We start from the raw sequence: 16,155 nt of genomic DNA, 5'->3' as shown, positions 1-16,155 counted from the left end.
GAAGCGTCAATTTTTTGACGGCACCGCCTGGCCGAAGGCCAGGCAGCGCCCGTCCCGCCCCCCACGGGGCGGGCGCTTCGCTTCCTGCCCCGCCGGGCCGGGCGCTGCCCTCCCCGTTTCCATACGCCCCTTCAGGCAAGGAGCCTGACCCATGCACGTCGTCTTCCGCGAAAGCCACGGCCTTGACGAGACCGACACCCCGCAGGACCTCGGGCAGACGCCCGGCGATCTGGTGGTGCTGTCGTTCTCCGACAGCGATCTCGGCGCCTTCGCGGCGGGCTGGCACCGCGCGGACGGCAAACTGCCCTCCCTGCGTCTCGCCAACCTGGTGGCGCTGAGGCACCCGCTGTCGGTCGACGTCTACGCGGAACAAACGCTGGAGGGCGCCAAGGGAGTCCTCGTCCGTCTGATCGGCGGCGAAAGCTACTGGTCCTACGGCCTTGCCACTCTGCAGGACCTTGCCCGCCGCAAGGGCATCGCGCTGGCGATCCTGCCCGCCGACGGGCGCGAGGATGCGCGGCTCGATGAGCTCTCCACCCTGCCCGTCTCCACCCTGCGCCGCCTGCAATCCCTGTGCGACGCCGGCGGCGCTGTCGCGGCCCAGGCTGCGCTTGCGCAGCTGTCGCTGGCAGCAGGCCTCTACGCTGGCCCCGTCCTCGGCCTCAAGACGATGCCCGAGCACGGCTTCTACGACCCGGCCAAGGGCGTGCTCGCGGAGCTGCCGCCGCAGGACAATCCGCTGGTGCTGGTGAGCTTCTACCGCTCCTACCTCACCGCCGCCGACACCGCCCCGGTGGATGCGCTGATCGAAGAGCTGCGCGCCCGCGGCTACGCGGCCTTTGGCGTCTTTGCCGCCAGCCTCAAGGCGCCTGCAGCCGCCGATTGGCTGCGCGAAAAGCTTCCGGAACTGGCCCCGGCCGCCATGATCAATGCCACCGCGTTTTCCGCCCAAGGCACCGACGGCAGCGCCTCACCGCTTAGCTCCACCGGCTGTCCGGTGTTCCAGGTCGCCCTCTCGACAGCCCGCAAGAAAGACTGGCGTGAGGCCGACCGCGGGCTGTCGCCCGCCGACCTCGCCATGCACGTCGTCCTGCCGGAGGTTGACGGCCGCATCTTCGCCGGTGTCGTCAGCTTCAAATCGCCGGGTAAGAAGGACCCGGACCTGCAATATTCCCGCTTCGCCCACCGGGCTGATGCAGACCGCATCAAGGCTGCCGTTGACCGCGTGGAGGGCTGGCTGCGCCTCGCCAAACTGCCGAATGCGGACAAGCGCCTGGCTCTGATCCTCTCCACCTACCCGGGCCGCGACCACAACCTCGCCCATGCCGTCGGCCTCGACGCGCTGGCCTCCTGCGACGAGATCCTGCGCGAACTGGCGGCCCAGGGCTACGCCGTCGAAGCGCTGGAAAACACCGGCCTGCGGCTGATGGAGGAAACACTCAGCGTCCCGCTGGAGGACTACCGCCAGGCCCTCTCCACGCTGCCGCAAGACCTGCAAAACACCCTGGCTGCGGCCTGGGGCGCCCCGGAAGAAGACGTCGACTGCCGCGACGGCGCCTTTCACTTCAAGGCCTTGCGGGCAGGCAACGCCCTGGTCGCGCTGCAGCCCGAACGCGGCGAAGTGAAAACCCGCGTCGATGATTACCACGACCTCGACCGCACGCCGCGCCACGCCTATGTGGCCTTTTACCTGTGGCTGCGCGACCAAACCGACGCCCTCGTGCACATCGGCGCCCACGGCACCCTGGAATGGCTGCCGGGCAAGGCAGTGGCTCTTTCCGACGCCTGCTGGCCCGAGGTGCTGACCGGCCCGCTTCCGGTCGCCTACCCCTTCATCGTCAATGACCCGGGCGAGGCCGCCCAGGCCAAGCGCCGCATCGGTGCCGTCACCATCGGCCACCTGCCGCCGCCGCTGGCGCAGACCAACCTGCCCGAGGGCATGGCGCGGCTCGAAAGCCTGCTGGATGAATACTCCACCGCCGACGGCCTTGATCCCGCCCGCCGCGACCGGCTGATCGGCGACATCCGGGCTGAGGCGCAGGGAACCGGCGTCGAAGCCGACCTCGGCCTCACCCCCGACACCTCCCCGGCTGAGGCGATCACCCGCATCGACGCCTTTGTCTGCGACATCAAGGAAAGCCAGTACGGAGAGGGCCTGCATATTTTCGGCACCGGCCAATGCGGAGCGGAGGAACGCTCCGGGCTGATTGCCGCGCTGGACGGGAAAATCGTCCCCCCCGGCCCCTCCGGCTCGCCGTTTCGCGGCCGCGCCGATGTGATCCCCACCGGCCGCAACCTCTTTACCACCGACCCGCGGGCGGTGCCCTCGCGGGCGGCGCATGCGCAAGGGGTCAAGCTGGCGGAAGAGCTGCTGCGCCGCCACCTGCAGGACCACGGCGACTGGCCCAAGGGGCTGGTGATCGACCTCTGGGGCTCCGCCACCATGCGCACCGCGGGCGAGGAATTTGCCATGGCGCTGCACCTCGCAGGCCTCGCGCCTCAGTGGGACGAAGGCTCCGAACGCGTTTCAGGCTTTGAGGTGCTGCCGCTGTCGATGCTGAACCGCCCGCGCATCGACGTGACCCTGCGCGTCTCCGGCCTGTTCCGCGATGTCTTCCCGGGCCTTGCCCAGATGTTCGAAAGTGCCGCCGCCGCACTGGCTGCCCGCGAGGAGACCCAGGCCGACAACCCCTATCTCACTGAGACCCCGCGCGTCTTCGGCCCCAAGCCGGGCCAGTACGGTCTCTCGATGAACCCGCATCTGGACGACTACACCGACGCAGCGCGCCAGGCGGCGGGCGAGGCCTGGCTCAACGCCTCCTCCCACTCAATTGACGCCAAGGGCACTATCACCGACGCCCGCGAGGCGCTGGAATCCCGCCTGCAGGGGGCCGACAGCTTTGTCCACTTGCAGGACCTGCCGGAAACCGACCTGCTGATCGCGTCTGATTACGCCGCGCATGAGGCAGGCTTTGCCGCAGCCATGGCCCGCATCGGCCAGACGGCGCCGGCGCTCTACCACCTCGACGCGACCCGCCCCGACAAACCGCAGGCGCGCAGCTTGGGCGAGGAAATCGCCCGCGTCACCCGCGCTCGCGCCGCCAATCCGGACTGGGCCACCTCGATGATGTCCCACGGTTTCCGCGGCGCAGCCGAGATCGCCGCCACGCTCGATCACATGGCCGCCTTTGCGCATCTGGCGCAGGTGGTGCAGCCGCATCTGTTTGACCTCTACTTCGAGGCCACCCTGGGCCGCGACGATCTGGTCGAGTTCATGGAGCGCGAAAACCCGGAGGCGCTGCAGGCCATGCGCGACCGCTTCCGCGCCTTGTACGATGCAGGCCTCTGGAGCACCCGCCGCAACTCGATCATGGCAGAGCTGGAGGGCGCGGCATGAGCAGCGCCGCTGAACCCAAGGTCTACGGCTGGTGCCCCGGCGCTTTGCGCCCAATGATGTCGGGCGACGGGCTGGTTGTCCGCGTGCGCGCGCCGCTTGGTAAACTGTCCGTTAACCAGGCGCGCGGTGTTGCAAGACTTTCGCAGGAATTCGGCAATGGCCTGCTGGATATCTCCGCCCGAGCCAATCTGCAGATGCGCGGCATCCGAGAAGACGCGCATGAGGACCTGATTGCAGGCCTGCGCGGCCTTGGCCTGATCGACCCAGACGCAAACGCCGAAGCCCGCCGCAATGTCCTGCTCGCCCCGTTCTGGGCTGCGGGCGATGACACCCACACAATCGCCACCGATCTGAGCGCCGCGCTGACGGCGGCAGCGGACCTCACCCTGCCCGGGAAATTCGGCTTCGCCGTCGACTGCGGCGCGGCTCCGGTGCTGCAGGACACCGCTGCTGACATCCGCATCGAGCGCTCTGGCAGCACCCTGATCCTGCGCGCAGACGGGTCCGCGGCCGGCAAGCCCGTCACACGTGAATCCGCCGCCTCCGAAGCTCTCGCCCTCGCCCGCTGGTTCGTGGAAACCGGCGGTGCCGCCAATGGCCGCGGCCGGATGAAGCCGCATGTTGCAAAAGGCACCACGCTGCCCCCGGGGCACACAACCCTAAGCACAATAAACAGCTTCACCGCAAAACCTGGACCTGTCCCCGCGGGGACACTTGCCGCCTTGGAGTTCGGCCAGATGCCCGCCGCTGCACTCGCGCAGCTGGCAGACTGCGGAGACATCCGCCTCACCCCGTGGCGCATGCTGCTGGTGGAAGGTGCTGAAAGCCTGCCGCCCTTGCCCGGCCTGATCCTGGACGCCGCAGACCCGCGCCTGCAAGTGGTCGCCTGCACCGGAGCCCCCGGCTGCCTGCAGGCGCTTTCCGCCACCCGTGACCTGGCAAGGCAATTGGCCCCGCATGTCCCCTCGGGAACCCGCCTGCATGTTTCCGGCTGCGCCAAGGGCTGCGCCTGCCCGGGCGCCGCACCCCTGACCCTGACCGCGACCGGCAACGATGAATTCTCCCTGATCCGCAATGGCACTGCCGCGGATCAGCCGCTAAAGACCCACCTGAGCGCCGACGCGTTGCGCGCCGCTCCCGAACTTCTGACAGAGGGCAGCTGACATGCTCCACACCTATGAAACCGACGGCGCCGCGATCTACGCCGAAAGCTTTGCCACCATCCGCCGCGAGGCCGACCTGGCGCGCTTCAACAAGGACGAGGAAAGCGTCGTCGTCCGCATGATCCATGCCGCCGGCATGGTGGGGCTGGAAGAGCACGTGCGCTTTTCCGAGGGCATGGCTGAAACCGCACGCGCAGCGCTGGCGAACGGCGCGCCGATCCTGTGTGACGCCTATATGGTGTCCGAAGGCATCACCCGCCCGCGCCTGCCCGCGGACAACGAGGTGATCTGCACCCTGCGCGACCCGAAGGTGCCGGAGATGGCCAAGGAAATGTCCAACACCCGCTCTGCCGCCGCGCTGGAACTGTGGCGCCCGAAACTGGAGGGCGCCGTGGTCGCCATCGGCAACGCGCCCACCGCGCTGTTCCACCTTTTGAACATGCTGAAAGACCCGTCCTGCCCCCGCCCCGCCGCCATCATCGGCTGCCCGGTGGGTTTTGTCGGCGCGATGGAATCGAAGGAAGCGCTGATGGAAGACCTGCCGGTTCCGTCCATGATCGTGAAGGGCCGCCTGGGCGGCTCCGCCATCACTGTCGCGGCTGTAAACGCGCTGGCGAGCTGGAAAGAGTAACCATGGGTAAAGTCATCTGCACAGGGCTTGGCCCCGGCGATCCCGACCTGATGAGCGTCCGTTCGCACCGGCTGATCTCGAAAGCACGCCATGTGGCCTATTTCCGCAAGGCCGGCCGCAAAGGGCAGGCCCGCTCGATCGTGGAAGGCATGCTGGCCGAGGGCGTGACCGAGCACGCAATGGAATATCCGGTCACGACCGAAATTCCGTTGTCGGATCCCGAATACAACCGGATCCTTGCGGAATTTTATGAACGCTGGGCCAACACGCTGGCGGAAATCGCCCAAAGCGAAGATGTAGTAGTGCTCTGCGAAGGCGATCCGTTCTTCTACGGCTCCTACATGCATCTCTACACCCGCCTGCAGGGCCGCGCCGAGCAGGAGATCGTGCCCGGCATCACCGGCATGTCCGGCTGCTGGCATGCCTCCGGCCAGCCGATCACATGGGGCGATGATGTGCTGACGGTCGCCATGGCCACCCTCAGCGAGGATGAATTGGCCGCCCGCGCCGCCAACACGGACGCGCTGGTGGTGATGAAGATCGGCCGCAACCTGCCGAAACTGCTGCGCGCGCTGGAACGCGCCGGCCGGCTGGAAGATGCCTGGCTGGTCGAGCGCGGCACCATGCCCCGGCAAACGGTTCAGAAACTGACCGAAATCGACGGCGAGGTCCCGTATTTCTCCATCGTGCTGATTCACGGACAGGGGCGCCGGCCATGAAACCATCGCAAAACGGCTGGGTTGTGATCGCCGGGCTTGGCCCCGGCAATGAGGCGCTGGTGACGAAGGAAGTGCGTGACGCCATCGGAGAAGCAACTGATATCGTTGGCTATATCCCCTATGTAAGGCGCATCGAGCCGCGCGAGGGCCTGACCCTGCACGCCACCGACAACCGGGTCGAAGTGGACCGCGCCACCCATGCGCTGGAAATGGCCGCCGAGGGCAAACGGGTTGTTGTGGTGTCCTCCGGCGATCCAGGCGTGTTCGCGATGGCCTCTGCCGTGTTCGAAGCGCTGGAAAACAGTGCTGAAGCCCACCCTGAATGGCTGGAACTGGACATCAGGGTGCTGCCCGGCATCACCGCGATGCTGGCCGCCGCTGCCGCCATCGGCGCGCCGCTGGGGCATGATTTCGCGGCCATCAACCTCAGCGACAACCTGAAGCCCTGGAGCCTGATCGAAAAGCGCCTGCAGCTGGTCGGCGAGGCCGGCTTGGCGATGGCGTTCTACAACCCGCGCTCCAAGTCGCGGCCGCATCAGTTTGCCCGCGCGCTTGATATCCTGCGCGAGGCCTGCGGCGCGGACACGCTGATCACCTTTGCCCGCGACGTGACCAAGCCCGGGCAGGAACTGCTGACCGTGCCGCTGAAGGACGCAACGCCCGAGATGGCGGACATGCGCACAGTGGTGATCGTTGGCAACCGCGACACCCGCCGGGTGGGCAATTACGTCTACACGCCCCGCTACGCAGCCGAGGCCTAAGCCGGGGAATGGGACAGCCAGGCCATAACCTCTGCCACGCTGCCCAGGACGGGCCGTTCGGGCACCTGCGGTCTGCCGATCATGATGACCGGCAGGCCAAGGCCGCGCGCGGCAGAGAGCTTGGCCGCGGCCCCCGCGCCGCCTGCGTTCTTGGCGACCACATGGGTGATGCCGTGGCGCTGCATAAGCGCGGTGTCGCCCGCCGCATCAAACGGCCCGCGGGCGATTTCGACCGTTGTGTGCGGCAGCGGCAGGGGCGCCTCGGGTTCGTCCACCAGCCGCAGCAGGTAGTGGTGCTGCGGCTTGGCCGCGAACTGCGCAAGGTTCTGCTTGCCGATCGCCAGAAACACCCGCGCCGGAAGGCTGGGAAGAACTTCCACAGCCTCTTCGATGCTGTCCACGTGCACCCATTGATCGCCTTCGCCCGCCTGCCAGACCGGGCGTTCAAAAGCGCAAACCGGCACATCCGCCAATTCGCAGGCGTGCGCCGCATTGCGGCTCATCTGCGCTGCGAACGGGTGGGTGGCATCGACCACATGGGTGATGCCTTCAGCCTGCAGATAGGCCGCCAGCCCTTGCACGCCGCCAAAGCCGCCAATGCGGGTGGGCAGCGGCTGGCTGACCGGTTTGGCCGTGCGGCCCGCGTAGGAAAACACCGCATCCATATCCGTTTCGGCCAGGGTCTTGGCCAGCGTCGAGGCTTCAGTGGTGCCGCCCAGCAGGAGAATGCGTGTCATGTCTGATCCGTGGCTCACAATCGTTGGTCTGGGCGAAAATGGACTGGAAGGCCTCAGCGATGCAAGCCGGAAGGCGCTGGAGCAGGCCGAGGTGATCTTTGGCGGCCCGCGGCATCTGGAGCTGGCGGCGGCCGGCAGCAAGGGCCAGCCCTGGCCGGTGCCGTTTTCCGTCGGGCCGGTGCTGGCGGCGCGGGGGCAGCGCGTTGTTGTCCTGGCCTCCGGCGATCCGTTCTGGCATGGCGCCGGCGGCTCCTTGGCGCGGCATCTGGAAGATGGCGAGTGGGTCTCCTGCCCTGTGCCATCCACCTTTGCGCTGGCGGCCAACCATCTGGCGTGGAAGCTGGAAGAGGTGCTGTGCATCGGCCTGCATGCGGCGCCTTATGCGCGGCTGCGGCCGTTGCTGGGGTCTGGCGCCCGTGTGATCTGCACCATGCGCGACGGCGCTGCACCTGCGGAACTGGCGGAATGGCTGACGGCAGAGGGATTCGGCGCCTCGCACCTCACAGTGATGGAGTGCCTGGGCGGGCCGCGGCAGCGGGTGCGGTCTGCCCAGGCTGAAGGGTTTGAACTGCAGGATGTTCAGACCCCTGTGGCGGTGGCCGTTGAGGCCGCAGGCCACAAGGGCCTGCCGCAAGCCTCCGGCCTCGCGGATGATCTCTTTGCCAGCGACGGGCAGATCACCAAGCGGCCGATCCGGGCGCTGACCCTGTCAGCGTTGGCGCCTCGTGCGGGAGAACTGCTGTGGGATATCGGCGGCGGCTCCGGCTCGGTCTCGGTAGAATGGTGCCTGGCCGCCCCCGGCGCACAGGCCATTGCCTTTGAGCCGCGCGAGAGCCGGCTGGCGAACATCCGCGCCAACGCGGCGGCGTTTGGCCTGGACCACCGGATGACAGCGGTGCTCGGCAAGGCGCCGGCAGTGCTGAACGGCCAGCCCCTTCCCGACTGCGTCTTCATCGGCGGCGGCGGCTCGCAAGAGCTCTTGGACCACCTGTGGAGCATCCTGCCCGAAGGCACCCGGCTGGTTGCCAATGGCGTCACGCTGGAAACCGAAACCCTGCTGATGCGCGCCCACGCGGACCGCGGCGGGCATCTGTTGAAAGCGGAGATTGCCGAGGCCGGGCCGCTGGGCTCCATGCGCGACTGGCGCCGGGCGCGGCCGGTGATCCAATGGAGCGTCACCCGATGAAGGTGGCTGGCTTCGGATTTCGCAGCGCTGCAACGGCAGCCGACCTGCAAGCCGCGCTGACGCTGGCAGGTGAGCATGTGGACGCGCTGGCGTCCGTCGCCGAAAAGGCCGCAACCCCTGCTATGCAGGAGTTTGCGCGCAGCATCGGCCTGCCGGTGATTGCGCTTGAAAATCAGGATATTGCCGGGGAGCAGACTTTGACCTGTTCGCCCCGGATCAAGGCGCGGTTCAGCACCGGGTCGCTGGCGGAAGCCGCGGCGCTGGCCGGGGCGCGCCACGGGGTGCCGGGCGCCAGGGCGCGCCTTCTCGCCCCCAGAGTTGTCACCGCGGATGGGCTTGCCACCGCGGCCATAGCAGAAAGACTTGAGCCATGACCGTTCACTTCATTGGCGCCGGACCGGGCGCTGCCGATCTTCTGACCCTGCGCGGGCGCGACATCATCGCATCCTGTCCGGTGTGCCTCTACGCGGGCTCGCTGGTGCCGGAGGAAATCCTGAGCCATTGCCCGGCAGATGCGAAGATCGTGAACACCGCGGCGATGGACTTGGATGCCATCGTGGCAGAAATCAAGGCGGCGCATGAGGCGGGCCAGGACGTGGCGCGGCTGCATTCCGGCGACCTGTCGGTGTGGTCGGCGATGGGCGAGCAGATCCGCCGCCTGAAGGCCGAGGGCATCCCGGTCAGCGTCACCCCGGGCGTGCCGTCCTTTGCCGCTGCCGCTGCCGCGCTGGGGACCGAGCTGACCCTGCCGGGCCTTGGCCAGTCGGTGGTGCTGACCCGCACCCCGGGCCGCGCGTCCTCGATGCCTGCAGGCGAGTCGCTGGAGAATTTCGCCAAAACCGGCACCACGCTGGCCATCCACCTGTCGATCGGCAATCTGGACCATGTGGTCGACAGCCTGACCCCGCATTACGGCGCGGATTGCCCGGTGGCGGTGGTCTACCGCGCCAGCTGGCCGGACCAGCAGATCATCCGCGCCACACTGGAAACGCTGAAGGAGTCGCTGGACGAGAAAATCTCCCGCACCGCGCTGATCCTGGTGGGGCCGGTGCTGAAGGGCGAGGGCTTCGACGAAAGCTGCCTTTACTCCACCGACTACGACCGCCGCTACCGGCCGCAAAGCGCCGACAGCCCATGGTCGAGCTGGAGCCACGGGGACGATTGAGGCCATGACAAGCATGAACCCTCCCGGACTGATGATCTCGGCGCCCTCCTCGGGCACCGGCAAGACCACCGTGATGCTGGGCCTTCTGCGGGCGCTGGCCGAGGACGGGCTGACCGTTCAGCCCTACAAGAGCGGGCCGGACTATATCGACCCGGCCTTCCACCTGGCGGCAGCTGGACGTGCATCCTTCAACCTGGACACCTGGGCGATGGACGGCGAACTGCTGGATGCGGTCACCGCACAGTCTGCAGGCGCGGAAATTTGCGTCGGTGAGGGCTCGATGGGACTGTACGATGGCGTGGCGACACGCGGGCAGTCGGGCTTCGGCTCCTCTGCCGAGACCGCCAAGCGGATGGGCTGGCCCGTGGTGCTGGTGGTTGATGTCGGCGGCCAGGCGCAATCGGCAGCTGCCACCGCGCTGGGGTTCAAGAATTACGACCCGGAGCTGCCCTTCGCCGGGGTGATCCTGAACCGGGTTGCCAGCCCGCGGCATGAGCGGCTGACCCGGCTGGGAATGGAGAAGGCAGGCATCAAGGTGCTGGGCTCCCTGCCGCGGCGCGGCGACCTGACCCTGCCGGAGCGGCATCTGGGCCTGATCCAGGCGGTGGAGCATCCCGATCTGGAAGCCGCCATTGCAGGCTATGCCGCCTTCCTGCGCGCGCATGTGGATCTGGAGGCAATCAAGGCCGCGGCACTGGCGGGCCAGGCACCCGCCCCGGCCAGCCTGCCCAAGCCGCCTGCGCAGCGGATTGCGCTGGCGCGCGATGCGGCGTTTTCCTTTACCTACCCGCATCTGCTGACCGGCTGGCGCGCGGCGGGGGCAGAAATCCTGCCGTTCTCGCCGCTGGCCGATGAAGCCCCGGCGGCAGATGCCGATCTGGTCTGGTTGCCCGGCGGCTACCCGGAGCTGCATGGCGGCACGCTGGCGGCGGCGGAGACCTTCCGCGCCGGTGTCCGGAAGCACGCCGAGACCAAACCGGTGCATGGCGAATGCGGCGGCTACATGGCCTTGGGCGAGGCGCTGATCGACAAGGAGGGCAACCGCCACCAGATGCTGGGCCTCTTGGGTCTTGTGACGTCTTACGAGAAACGCAAGTTCCACCTCGGCTACCGCCGCGCCATTCTGCAGGCAGGGATGCCTGGCTTTGACGCAGGCACTGCGCTGCGCGGGCATGAGTTCCACTACTCCACCATTCTGGAAGAACCCGACGCGCCGCTGGCGCAAGTGATGGACGCCGACGGCGGCCCGGTGCCGGAGACCGGCTCCATCAAGGGCCATGTGACCGGCACCTTCTTCCACCTGATCACGGGAGAACAGGCATGAGCGGTTTTGTGAGCTTCGTCTCCTCCGGCCCCGGCGACCCGGAGCTGTTGACCGTCAAGGCGGTGAAACGGCTGGAAGCAGCGGATGCGATCCTGTTCGACGACCTGTCGTCGGGGCCAATCCTGAGCCATGCCCGCGCCGATGCCGACCTGGTGGGGGTGGGCAAACGCGCCGGCCGCCCCTCGCCCAAGCAGGACCATGTGAGCCAGCTGCTGGTCGATTACGCCCAGAGCGGCCTCAACGTGGTGCGGCTGAAGTCCGGGGATTCCGGCGTCTTCGGACGGCTGGAAGAAGAGATGACCGCACTGCGCGAGGCGGGCATCGGGTTTGAGATCGTGCCCGGCGTCACCGCGGCCTCGGCTGCGGCGGCAGCAGCCAACATTCCGCTGACCCGGCGGCTGACGGCGCGGCGGCTGCAGTTCATCACCGGACATGACGTGACCGGCGGGCTGCCGGACGACCTGAACATGGCGGCGCTGGCCGACCCGCATGCCACAACCGTGGTTTATATGGGCAAGCGCACCTTTGCCGACTTGGCGGAGAAGCTGATGGAAGCGGGCCTGCCCGCGGACACCCACGCGCTGGTGGCGCTTGGCGTCTCCACGCCGGAACAGAAACTGTTCTGCCACAACGTGGGCGAACTGCCCGCAGTTCTGCGCGCGATGGAGACCAAGGCGCCGGTGCTGATCCTTTACGGGCCGCTGGCCGATCAGGACCTGCCGGACGCATGAGCCTGCCGACCCTCACCCTGTGCCGCACCTGCCGCGACGCGGACCCTGCCCTCTTCGGGCAGGTCGCCGCGGCGCTGGAGACGGCCGGGGTGGCGGCGCGGCTGCAGCAGGTGGACTGCATGTCCGGCTGCAAGCGGCCGCAGACGCTGGCGGTGCGGCAAAGCGGCAAGACCGCCTATCTGTTCGGGGAAATCACTGCCAAGGATCTGCCGGACATCCTCACCTTCCTGCGCATGTACCAAGACAGCGCCAACGGCAATTTCGCCGATGCCCGGCCCTTGGGCCAGCTGCGGTTCAAGGCGATTGCGCGCATTCCTGCGGATCTGGTGTGAACTGCCTGCGGCAGGTAGTCGCGAATTTCCGCGCGTATTTTCGGGCAAATTTTGCAACTCTCAGGCTTCCCTGATCGCTGCCGCCTAACTTGCATTGGCTATCCCCATGACGCTGAAGCGCTCCAGATTGGCGGATTCTTCCTTGACCGGACTCAGCCGCGCGGGGCATTACCGTCTGATACGGTGTCTGATGGTGCCTAAGCACTGGGACTGAAACGGGAATGAGGACGGTGGACCAAATCGCGGCACCGAAGCCTCAACCGCCCCCGCGACTGTGAGCGGCGAGCGGCCTTCCAAAAACCACTGGCGCAAGCCGGGAAGGAGGAAGGCAGCAGCGACCCGCGAGTCAGGAGACCGGCCGTGTGGAAACGCAACTTATGCCGTCGGGTGTGACGGTAAGGAGGACTAGAAATGACGACCAAGACGCTTAAGGCTTCCGCCGCTGGCACCGGTGTTCTTCCGGCACTGTTTGCAGTGGTTCTGGGGCTGGGGATCATCACGCTGACCGGCCATGTTCAGGCATCTGCCCTGCACGACGCTGCTCATGACGTGCGCCACGCAACCGGCTTCCCCTGCCACTAAGGCCATGTTCAGTCGCATTCTGACCAGCGGCCTGTTCGCTGGCGCTGCAGCAGGGCTGATTACCGCCCTGCTGCAGCTGTATTTCGTGCAGCCCGTGCTGCTCCACGCCGAACTTTACGAGGGCGGCGAGCTGGTGCATTTCGGCGCTGATCCCGTAACCGCGCACCCCGACCTGCCCGGCATGTTCGCCGAACCGATGCGCGATGGCCTCAGCATCATCTTCACCATGCTGACCTACACCGGTTATGCGCTGGTGATGGCGGCGCTGATGTCGGTGGCCGAACGCCAGGGCCATGAGATCAACCCGCGTACCGGCCTGTTGTGGGGCCTGGCGGGTTTCATCACCTTCCACTTCGCGCCCGGCCTGTCGCTGGCGCCCGAAGTGCCGGGTGTTGCCGCCGCCGACGTGGGCGCGCGCCAGATCTGGTGGACCATCACCGTGGCCGCCGCAGGCGTTGCCATGTGGCTGATCGCTTTTGGCGGCAATCTGGTGAGTATCCTGATCGCGGCCCTCTTGCTGATGGCTCCGCATATCGTCGGCGCGCCTGAACCGGAGAGCTTCTCCGGACCGGTGCCGACCGAGATCGGCGCGCTGTTTGCCGCCCGCGCGTTCGGTATCGGCATGGCGGCCTGGGTGCTTCTCGGCAGCTTTGCCGGATACTTCTGGCAGGCCGAAGGCAAGCGCGCGGAAGCCGCAGCCTGATCCGGCTCTCTGACCCTCCCCGCCGGCCGCATCCGGCGGGGACATTCATTTTCAAAGGATGAACAAATGTCCCGCTCTCTTGCCCTGTTTGCGATTGGCCTGGTGTTCGGCGGCGGTGCCGGTTTCGTGATCGCGGCCGGCAATGGCGTCACCTTCGAAGGCCATGATCATGGCGACCCGGCGCACCACGGCGGCGGTCACGGCGAAATGGCCGCCCATGATCACTCCCAGGCCGTCAGCCTGGCAGCAGGCCCCGATGCGCCCAGCGTCGCCATCCAGCTGCACGAGGACCCGATGGCGGGCTGGAACCTGCAGGTGACACCGCAGAATTTCCGCTTTGCCCCGCAGCACGCCTCTGCCGCAGACGTGGAAGGCGAAGGTCATGCGCATGTCTATGTGAACGGCGAGAAACTCGCCCGGCTCTACGCCAACTGGATGCATATCCCTGCCCTGCCCGAAGGAGCTGAAGTCAAGGTCTCGCTCAACACCAACAGCCACAGCGCGCTGCTGGTGGAAGGCCAGCCGGTGGAGGCAAAACTCACCGTGCCGGCAGGCGGCGAAGGCTCCTGAGCGCAACAGCCCCCTTGCAAGACCCTCAGCACGGCCCCATAGGGGGCCGTGTTTTCATGTGAAAGGCCCCATGATGATTGAGCTTTCCCTGATTGGCATCGGCACCGGCAACCCGCAGCACATGACGCTGCAGGCGATCGAGGTGCTGAACGCGCAGGATCTGATCCTGATCCCCAACAAGGGGGCGGGCAAGGACGACCTGGCGGGACTCAGGCGCGAGATCTGCAACCAGGCGATCCGGGGCGACGGCCCGAAGATCGTGGAATTTGCCCTGCCGGTGCGCGACGAGGCCACCAAGAGCTACCGCAAGCGGGTCGACGACTGGCACGACGCCATCGCGGAAATCTGGTGGCAAAACATCACCGAGAACCTGCCAGAGGGCGGCAAGGCCGGGTTCCTGGTCTGGGGCGATCCGTCGCTTTACGACAGCACTATGCGGATTGCTGAGCGGCTGAAGACGCTGGCCGAGATCAGGCTGACGGTGATCCCCGGCATCACCTCGATCCAGGCGCTGACCGCGGCGCACGGCATTCCGGTCAACGAGATCGGCGCCCCCTTCACCATCACCACCGGGCGGCAATTGCGCGAGAACGGCTGGCCGGACAGCGCCGATACGCTGGTGATCATGCTGGACGGGGAGTGTTCCTTTCAGTCCGTCAAGCCAGAGGGAGTGGAAATCTTCTGGACCGCCTACGCCGGGATGGAAAACCAGATTTCCCTGTCCGGCCCGCTGGCAGAGGTCACGGAGCAGATCATCGCAACCCGCGCCAAGGCGCGCGCGGAACATGGCTGGATCATGGATATCTATCTGCTGCGCAAGGGCTGAGGGCAAGCCTGCCCTCGGCACGTCCGGTCGTTGCAGCCTGCGGGGTGATTGAGTGGCGGGGAGACAGGGATTCGAACCCTGGGAACGCTCTCACGTTCAACGGTTTTCAAGACCGCCGCATTCGACCACTCTGCCACCTCCCCGGTCCGTCAGCGGTTTAGGATGCAACGCGGTGCGAGGCAAGGGGAAATCCGTGCGGCAAGAGAAAAGCGCAGGCCTGCGCCAAACGCGCGGAATTACGCCGCCGCTGCGGCTTTCCCTTGTGCCGCGGACCGGCAGGGTTTTCATGGCCGGAAGCGCAGGCTATCATGCCGCCAAATCAAGAAGACCGGGCATTCCGGCGGGGGCGCAGAAGCGCCGCGGGCACAGGCAAGGATGAGAGCATGAAAGATACCCTGGCGAGAGCAAGAAAGGCCCCGCGGATCGCCGTGGCGGCCTTGGGCCTGCTGGTTCTGGCGGCGTGCGAGGACGGGCAGAAACTGGGCTTTCTGGCGCCGAAACCGAAGGCTGAGGGAGAGGTCAAGGCCTCCAGCAGCACCAAGCTGGTCGAACGGGACGTGGAAGCGCCGGATGTGTTCCAGGTGACCGAAGCGGGCCTGTGGGACGGCCGCCCCTCGATCGGCGGCGTCTGGGTGGCGCACCCCGATACCAAGGATCCCGAACGGGTGATCATCCGCAACAATGCCAACGGCCAATTCGTGATCGGCGCCCTGTTCCGGCGCGAGCGCGAGATCCCGGGGCCGCGGCTGCAGGTCTCCTCTGACGCGGCGGCGGCCCTCGGCTTGCTGGCAGGCGCGCCGGCGGAGCTGAACGTGACCGCCCTGCGGCGCGAGGAAGTTGATCCGGCGCCGCAGCCGGACGAGGCAGCCGCCGAAGACGATGCCCTGCCGGACAGCACGGAAGCCACCGAAACCGCCTTGGCAGCCAGCGAGATTTCTGAAACCCCGCTGGACCCGATTGCCGGTGCTGCTGCCGCAATTGAGGCCTCTTCCCCGTCCGCACCACCCGCAGCAGAACCCGCCAAGGCTGAACCTGCCGCCGCCCCTGCGCCCAAACCGCAGAAATCTTCACTGAGCAAGCCGTTCATCCAGATCGGCATCTTCAGCGTCGAGGCCAACGCCAAACGCACCGCCAACATGATGCGCAGTGCCGGCATGGTTCCGGAACTGCGCGAGCAGTCGGCCAGCGGCAAGACCTTCTGGCGGGTGCTGGTCGGCCCCGCACAGAACAAATCCGAACGCAGCCAGCTGCTGCAAAGCGTGAAGGAAACCGGATTCGCGGATGCCTATGCAGTCTCAAACTGACCCCCGAACCGCACGCCTGGCGCG

General features: G+C 67.0%; 17 protein-coding genes, 1 tRNA gene and 1 riboswitch. Of the genes, 16 read left to right on the top strand and 2 right to left on the bottom strand.

The annotated features are described in order from the left end of the window. Positions 1-151: 151 nt before the first annotated feature. Genes cobN through cobJ form a run of 5 tightly spaced genes read left to right on the top strand, consistent with a single transcriptional unit; the run spans position 152 to position 6,671 of the window. Positions 152-3,397, top strand: coding sequence for a cobaltochelatase subunit CobN (gene cobN / locus LHL23_RS12335; RefSeq protein ID WP_226430072.1), 3,246 nt, complete (start codon positions 152-154; stop codon positions 3,395-3,397). Continuing rightward, the gene (cobG, locus tag LHL23_RS12330) at positions 3,394-4,560 is read left to right on the top strand and encodes a precorrin-3B synthase (protein ID WP_226430071.1); all 1,167 of its coding nucleotides are present in this window, start codon (positions 3,394-3,396) and stop codon (positions 4,558-4,560) included. Before cobN ends, cobG begins: the two co-directional genes overlap by 4 nt. A 1-nt stretch (position 4,561) precedes the next feature. Next, the gene (locus tag LHL23_RS12325) at positions 4,562-5,191 is read left to right on the top strand and encodes a precorrin-8X methylmutase (RefSeq protein ID WP_222480748.1); all 630 of its coding nucleotides are present in this window, start codon (positions 4,562-4,564) and stop codon (positions 5,189-5,191) included. Between the two features lie 2 nt (positions 5,192-5,193). Then, on the top strand, positions 5,194-5,910 hold the full coding sequence (gene cobI, locus LHL23_RS12320) for a precorrin-2 C(20)-methyltransferase (protein WP_222480746.1): 717 nt from the start codon (positions 5,194-5,196) through the stop codon (positions 5,908-5,910). Continuing rightward, positions 5,907-6,671, top strand: coding sequence for a precorrin-3B C(17)-methyltransferase (gene cobJ, locus LHL23_RS12315; protein ID WP_226430070.1), 765 nt, complete (start codon positions 5,907-5,909; stop codon positions 6,669-6,671). The genes cobI and cobJ overlap by 4 nt, the downstream gene beginning before the upstream one ends. Here cobJ and LHL23_RS12310 read toward each other — a convergent pair. Continuing rightward, a complete protein-coding gene (locus tag LHL23_RS12310; protein ID WP_226430069.1) occupies positions 6,668-7,408 on the bottom strand; it encodes a cobalt-precorrin-6A reductase in 741 nt (246 codons plus the stop codon). The two genes, cobJ and LHL23_RS12310, sit on opposite strands and share 4 nt — an antisense overlap. Between LHL23_RS12310 and cbiE the strand changes: the two genes are divergently transcribed. The 10 genes from cbiE to cobF all read left to right on the top strand — a co-directional run bounded on the left by cbiE (position 7,407) and on the right by cobF (position 14,827). Then, the gene (cbiE, locus tag LHL23_RS12305) at positions 7,407-8,594 is read left to right on the top strand and encodes a precorrin-6y C5,15-methyltransferase (decarboxylating) subunit CbiE (RefSeq protein WP_226430068.1); all 1,188 of its coding nucleotides are present in this window, start codon (positions 7,407-7,409) and stop codon (positions 8,592-8,594) included. The genes LHL23_RS12310 and cbiE overlap by 2 nt on opposite strands. After that, positions 8,591-8,968 (top strand): cobalamin biosynthesis protein, encoded by a 378-nt coding sequence (locus LHL23_RS12300; RefSeq protein ID WP_226430108.1) that lies wholly within the window; start codon positions 8,591-8,593, stop codon positions 8,966-8,968. The genes cbiE and LHL23_RS12300 overlap by 4 nt, the downstream gene beginning before the upstream one ends. Next, positions 8,965-9,759, top strand: a complete 795-nt coding sequence (gene cobM, locus LHL23_RS12295) for a precorrin-4 C(11)-methyltransferase (protein ID WP_226430067.1) — start codon at positions 8,965-8,967, stop codon at positions 9,757-9,759. Before LHL23_RS12300 ends, cobM begins: the two co-directional genes overlap by 4 nt. Positions 9,760-9,763: 4 nt before the next feature. Continuing rightward, positions 9,764-11,083, top strand: coding sequence for a cobyrinate a,c-diamide synthase (locus LHL23_RS12290; RefSeq protein WP_226430066.1), 1,320 nt, complete (start codon positions 9,764-9,766; stop codon positions 11,081-11,083). Next, entirely contained in the window at positions 11,080-11,814 is a 735-nt protein-coding gene (cobA, locus tag LHL23_RS12285) for a uroporphyrinogen-III C-methyltransferase (protein WP_226430065.1), read from the top strand. Before LHL23_RS12290 ends, cobA begins: the two co-directional genes overlap by 4 nt. After that, positions 11,811-12,146 (top strand): DUF1636 family protein, encoded by a 336-nt coding sequence (locus LHL23_RS12280; RefSeq protein WP_226430064.1) that lies wholly within the window; start codon positions 11,811-11,813, stop codon positions 12,144-12,146. Before cobA ends, LHL23_RS12280 begins: the two co-directional genes overlap by 4 nt. A 174-nt stretch (positions 12,147-12,320) precedes the next feature. Continuing rightward, a riboswitch (cobalamin riboswitch) is annotated at positions 12,321-12,523 on the top strand. A gap of 34 nt (positions 12,524-12,557) precedes the next feature. Next, entirely contained in the window at positions 12,558-12,728 is a 171-nt protein-coding gene (locus LHL23_RS12275; protein WP_226430063.1) for a CbtB domain-containing protein, read from the top strand. Positions 12,729-12,732: 4 nt separating this feature from the next. After that, positions 12,733-13,431, top strand: a complete 699-nt coding sequence (locus LHL23_RS12270; protein ID WP_226430062.1) for a CbtA family protein — start codon at positions 12,733-12,735, stop codon at positions 13,429-13,431. Between the two features lie 66 nt (positions 13,432-13,497). Further along, positions 13,498-14,001 (top strand): hypothetical protein, encoded by a 504-nt coding sequence (locus LHL23_RS12265; protein WP_226430061.1) that lies wholly within the window; start codon positions 13,498-13,500, stop codon positions 13,999-14,001. A gap of 73 nt (positions 14,002-14,074) precedes the next feature. After that, positions 14,075-14,827, top strand: a complete 753-nt coding sequence (gene cobF / locus LHL23_RS12260) for a precorrin-6A synthase (deacetylating) (RefSeq protein ID WP_226430060.1) — start codon at positions 14,075-14,077, stop codon at positions 14,825-14,827. Positions 14,828-14,880: 53 nt separating this feature from the next. On the opposite strand, the gene LHL23_RS12255 is transcribed toward cobF, so the two are convergent. Beyond that, positions 14,881-14,970, bottom strand: a tRNA-Ser gene (locus tag LHL23_RS12255). A 240-nt stretch (positions 14,971-15,210) separates the two neighbouring features. On the opposite strand from LHL23_RS12255, the gene LHL23_RS12250 reads away from it, so the two are divergent. Beyond that, a complete protein-coding gene (locus tag LHL23_RS12250; RefSeq protein WP_226430059.1) occupies positions 15,211-16,131 on the top strand; it encodes an SPOR domain-containing protein in 921 nt (306 codons plus the stop codon). The last annotated feature ends 24 nt before the right edge of the window (positions 16,132-16,155 follow it).

This window comes from Leisingera sp. McT4-56 (assembly GCF_020514995.1).
GTDB lineage: Bacteria > Pseudomonadota > Alphaproteobacteria > Rhodobacterales > Rhodobacteraceae > Leisingera > Leisingera aquaemixtae_A.
The sequence above is the reverse complement of the archived record's forward strand: the minus strand, read 5'-3'. Positions and strand labels throughout refer to the sequence as shown.

What these genes read in the sequence shown, in the direction of transcription:
- cobN (WP_226430072.1), top strand. Translation starts at nt 152, where the DNA reads ATGCACGTCGTCTTCCGCGAAAGCCACGGCCTTGACGAGACCGACACC.
- cobG (WP_226430071.1), top strand. Translation starts at nt 3,394, where the DNA reads ATGAGCAGCGCCGCTGAACCCAAGGTCTACGGCTGGTGCCCCGGCGCT.
- LHL23_RS12325 (WP_222480748.1), top strand. Translation starts at nt 4,562, where the DNA reads ATGCTCCACACCTATGAAACCGACGGCGCCGCGATCTACGCCGAAAGC.
- cobI (WP_222480746.1), top strand. Translation starts at nt 5,194, where the DNA reads ATGGGTAAAGTCATCTGCACAGGGCTTGGCCCCGGCGATCCCGACCTG.
- cobJ (WP_226430070.1), top strand. Translation starts at nt 5,907, where the DNA reads ATGAAACCATCGCAAAACGGCTGGGTTGTGATCGCCGGGCTTGGCCCC.
- cbiE (WP_226430068.1), top strand. Translation starts at nt 7,407, where the DNA reads ATGTCTGATCCGTGGCTCACAATCGTTGGTCTGGGCGAAAATGGACTG.
- LHL23_RS12310 (WP_226430069.1), bottom strand. Translation starts at nt 7,408, where the DNA reads ATGACACGCATTCTCCTGCTGGGCGGCACCACTGAAGCCTCGACGCTG.
- LHL23_RS12300 (WP_226430108.1), top strand. Translation starts at nt 8,591, where the DNA reads ATGAAGGTGGCTGGCTTCGGATTTCGCAGCGCTGCAACGGCAGCCGAC.
- cobM (WP_226430067.1), top strand. Translation starts at nt 8,965, where the DNA reads ATGACCGTTCACTTCATTGGCGCCGGACCGGGCGCTGCCGATCTTCTG.
- LHL23_RS12290 (WP_226430066.1), top strand. Translation starts at nt 9,764, where the DNA reads ATGACAAGCATGAACCCTCCCGGACTGATGATCTCGGCGCCCTCCTCG.
- cobA (WP_226430065.1), top strand. Translation starts at nt 11,080, where the DNA reads ATGAGCGGTTTTGTGAGCTTCGTCTCCTCCGGCCCCGGCGACCCGGAG.
- LHL23_RS12280 (WP_226430064.1), top strand. Translation starts at nt 11,811, where the DNA reads ATGAGCCTGCCGACCCTCACCCTGTGCCGCACCTGCCGCGACGCGGAC.
- LHL23_RS12275 (WP_226430063.1), top strand. Translation starts at nt 12,558, where the DNA reads ATGACGACCAAGACGCTTAAGGCTTCCGCCGCTGGCACCGGTGTTCTT.
- LHL23_RS12270 (WP_226430062.1), top strand. Translation starts at nt 12,733, where the DNA reads ATGTTCAGTCGCATTCTGACCAGCGGCCTGTTCGCTGGCGCTGCAGCA.
- LHL23_RS12265 (WP_226430061.1), top strand. Translation starts at nt 13,498, where the DNA reads ATGTCCCGCTCTCTTGCCCTGTTTGCGATTGGCCTGGTGTTCGGCGGC.
- cobF (WP_226430060.1), top strand. Translation starts at nt 14,075, where the DNA reads ATGATTGAGCTTTCCCTGATTGGCATCGGCACCGGCAACCCGCAGCAC.
- LHL23_RS12250 (WP_226430059.1), top strand. Translation starts at nt 15,211, where the DNA reads ATGAAAGATACCCTGGCGAGAGCAAGAAAGGCCCCGCGGATCGCCGTG.